The following is a 2,357-nucleotide window of genomic DNA, read 5'->3' as shown; positions in this document are numbered from 1 at the left end:
CATTCACGCTCTTACCCTGACAGCAACAGGTGAAATAGTTGAAGTTGAAGTTGGTGAGGCCGAATGGAACTTAGAAGCAATAGAATCGCTCTTTGATTTTTATTTTGTTCAACCTGCTATTTTGAAGTCAAAACAAGAAGAATTAAATAAAAAATTAAAAAGCTTAGGTAAGCCCGCAATGAAACAAAGCATATAACAAATGCATCAACACGATTTACTACATTCGGCATTGTAGGTTTGTCTTTGGTTTTTGTGTTTATGGCGGTAAAATTCAGCTTGATCTGCATAGTAGTAAACGTGTTATGCAGGCGTTATAACACCTAAGCCCCCATATCTTAATAAATATAGGGCTATGTTAACCTAAGAAGTAAGCTCCTCTATTGCTTCTACTCCATAATAATCGAATAAGAATATAGGATAACTTGATAATACTGCCACTTCATTATTTGGCGCTATATGTTTTTCAATTTGATTTTTTAAAATTGTAAATTGTTCATAAATACTTGTTGGTACTTCATTTTTATCATTAACTAAGTGATTCATTTTTTTTAAATGAGCTAAATTTAAAGATTTCCAACTATCATGAGTGAGTTTTTTAAAACTAATGTTCTCACGTTTGCATTGCTCGCTTGCAATTTTTTTATAACCTATATTTTCTTTAGCTTTAACTGTAAGTGAGTTAAAATCATCGTCTGTAACATGCTTTAAGGATTCGACCATAGGATAGCTAATATAGAGCTTCCCATTATCGGTTTCATCACAAAAGTGCTTAAGAAGTTCCAATAATTTATCATCAGTTGCTGCTGGAGCGTGTCCATCATAATCAAAAAATAAGTATATTTCTGAAATCTGATTTCTTTTTATGTCTTTTAAATGAGAGTTCGCTTGTTTCTTTTTAAGCAGAGGGAAAATGTCTAAGTCAGAATCATCTTGTAATTTTCCATATAAGCTATATATATCTCCACAGTTTGAAGAAAGTAAGTACACACCGTCAGTTTTACTGTTCAAATAGTAATTTTGCATGTTTTTCATTATATCATGCTCTGTTACTTGACCCTCGAAGACAAACAGAATGTAATTAACCATTAAATGCTCCAGCTTTAAACATTTTCTCAATGTTGTGGGCTTCTCTTAAATCTTTCCTTGTTCTATGAGACAAGGATTTGAAATCAATTTTGGTCAACATAAAATAACAATCAGGTCTTAACAAATCGTTCGAGATTATTGAGGTGTTATGAGTTGTCACTAGCGCTTGAGCGCTACTTCCTAGTAGGTTTTCAATAACCAATTCGGAAAGTTCGTGATGATAGAATGCATCATATTCATCAATAAAAATAAACGAAATTTCTTGTGAGTTTCTGAATCGTTGTAGCCAAAAATAAAATAAAGCAAGAGATTTAGTCCCTTGGGAAGCTATGCTATAAAATGGTACTGTTTTATTTTTAAATTTGAACCCGATTGAATTTGAACCATCTCGTTCAATTTCTGATAATTGACAATCAACACCAGCTGTATTTAGGAATTTTTCAAGATCTTTAGTATTGCCTCGTTTTGCAATATCTTCTAAGATCCCACTACTTCCTTGCTCAAAACCAATATAGCTATTGCCATCTAGTGACCTGAAAAATAACATCCCATTGATGAACTTAATAAACTTTGAAAAACACGAATTATCATTATTTTCTGTAAGTAAGGTGTTTTTATTTATATAGGAAATTATAGATAAATTGCTGTTTCCTATGTCTTTTTCAAGGTTTTCCGCCCCTTTTGCATTAATTTCCGCAATGGTGCTAACTCTTCTATCAATGAAAGCAAATCTATTGCCATTAATTATGATTTCTTCATACACTAGCGTTTCTAAATCTGATTTACCGTAGTTATACTGAATAGTTCCACACTCAAAAGAAAGCTCATAGCTGAACTCTGCAATGTTAGAATCTGAATCTGCATTGAGGTAGTTATGATAGTTATCACTATCTATGTTTTTGTCTGTGACATGCTTAACTATATCGAATAATGCAAACCCAAAGTTTGACTTGCCAACTCCATTTCTACCGTATATAAGACCTTTATTTACAATACCATTAACAATATATTGGTCATTAAAATTGTAGCCTTTAGTATTTGTAAAATCTAAAGTGATGGTATCTTTAAAGTTTTTGAATCCTGTCACTGAAAATCTACTAATCATTTTTTATCTCATTTATTATTATCTAGTTAGACTGAGTATAGCACATTGATAACTCCAGCCGTAAAAAAATTACGGTTAATTTTTTGTGATATCAATACCATAATCTTGAGATTTTGATTTTAGTTTCATTAGCCACCATTATTAGGTGTTATAACAAATGCATCAA

General features: G+C 31.6%; 3 protein-coding genes. 1 reads left to right on the top strand and 2 read right to left on the bottom strand.

Features of this window, described 5'->3' with window-relative positions:
- A partial coding sequence (locus A6E03_RS20350; protein ID WP_218060177.1) for a hypothetical protein occupies window positions 1-196 on the top strand: 196 nt, incomplete at its 5' end.
- A gap of 164 nt (window positions 197-360) precedes the next feature.
- Here the strand turns inward: A6E03_RS20350 and A6E03_RS19715 are convergent.
- Together A6E03_RS19715 and A6E03_RS19710 are read right to left on the bottom strand one after the other, a co-directional pair.
- A complete protein-coding gene (locus A6E03_RS19715; protein ID WP_065601589.1) occupies window positions 361-1,086 on the bottom strand; it encodes a hypothetical protein in 726 nt (241 codons plus the stop codon).
- Window positions 1,079-2,191: an ATP/GTP-binding protein gene (locus A6E03_RS19710; RefSeq protein ID WP_065601588.1), complete on the bottom strand. Its 1,113-nt coding sequence runs from the start codon at window positions 2,189-2,191 to the stop codon at window positions 1,079-1,081. Before A6E03_RS19710 ends, A6E03_RS19715 begins: the two co-directional genes overlap by 8 nt.
- Between the last annotated feature and the right edge of the window lie 166 nt (window positions 2,192-2,357).

Source organism: Aliivibrio sp. 1S128, from assembly GCF_001691065.1.
Lineage (GTDB): Bacteria > Pseudomonadota > Gammaproteobacteria > Enterobacterales > Vibrionaceae > Aliivibrio.
This window is presented reverse-complemented; position numbering and strand designations above follow the sequence as displayed.